Raw genomic sequence first — 1,158 nt, 5'->3', positions numbered from 1 at the left:
GATTTATATGGACATCATTTACGAAATAAGAAGACGTCATTCAGTACAGAAACAATCGATTTCTGCCATTGCGAGAGAAATGGGACTCTCCCGGCCGACCGTACGCAAACATCTCAATACCGTCGAACAGCCTAAATATCAGCGGCTGCTAACGGTTTCACCCCGCCTCGATGAATATAAAGACCAGCTAACCTCCTGGTTAGAAGAAGAATCCAAACTACCCCGATCACGGCGCCGAACAGCGCAACGGCTATTTGAGGGGCTACAGGAACTAGGTTACGGCGGGGCCTACGACAGCATTCAACGATTTGTAAAACAGTGGAAATCCAGCGCACATGGTCCAAAAATCACCGAAGCGTTTATTCCGTTGGTGTTTCTGCCAGCCGATGCCTGCCAGTTTGACTGGAGCCAGGAACAGGTGGAAATCGCTGGCATCATGCAAACGATTAAAGTCGCCCATTTCCGGTTAGCCTATAGCCGCCAAATGTTTGTGGCCGCCTATCCCAGAGAAACGCAGGAAATGGTCTTTGATGCGCACATCCGGGCATTTACCTTCTTTGGCGGTGTGCCTGCCCGTCTGATTTACGATAATCTCAAGACCGTCGTCGACACCGTCTTTGTCGGTAAAGAACGTCAATTTAACCGGCGCTTTTTAACGCTGGCCAATCATTATCTGTTTGAACCAGTGGCCTGCACTCCTGCTTCTGGTTGGGAGAAAGGTCAGGTCGAGAATCAAGTTGGCAATGTACGGGAATGGCTGTTTACCCCGTTGGCCCGCTTTGCTTCCTTTGCGGATTTAAATGCGTGGCTCACAACCCGCTGCCAGGAATTAGCGCAACGTATGCACCCGACACAAAGTCAGCGCACCATTGCAGACTGTTATGCTGATGAGCAGCCTTTGCTTCGACCTGTCAGCGCGCACTTTGATGGCTATGTAGAAAAAATGATGCGTGCCTCGTCCACTTGTCTAGTGAAAGTAGACCGGAATAAGTACAGTGTGCCAGCGCGGTTTGCCGGGCAGGCGGTATCTGTTCGCACGACAGCAAATCTGGTGCGGGTCGTCGCACAGGGCGAAGTGATTGCCGCCCATGCCCGTCAATTCAGTCGTGACCAGTTGATTTGTGATCCCTGGCATTACCTGCCTGTTCTGGAGAAGAA

1 protein-coding gene is annotated in these 1,158 nt (G+C 51.1%); it reads left to right on the top strand.

Annotation, left to right across the window (positions count from 1 at the left end; translation table 11 throughout):
* Nucleotides 1–79 precede the first annotated feature (79 nt).
* Nucleotides 80–1,158 (top strand): IS21 family transposase (gene istA / locus AAKU64_RS22580; RefSeq protein ID WP_354363118.1); only part of this gene is annotated, 1,079 nt, incomplete at its 3' end.

The organism is Undibacterium sp. GrIS 1.8 (genome assembly GCF_040544445.1).
In the GTDB taxonomy this organism is placed as follows: Bacteria; Pseudomonadota; Gammaproteobacteria; order Burkholderiales; family Burkholderiaceae_D; genus Undibacterium.
This window is presented reverse-complemented; position numbering and strand designations above follow the sequence as displayed.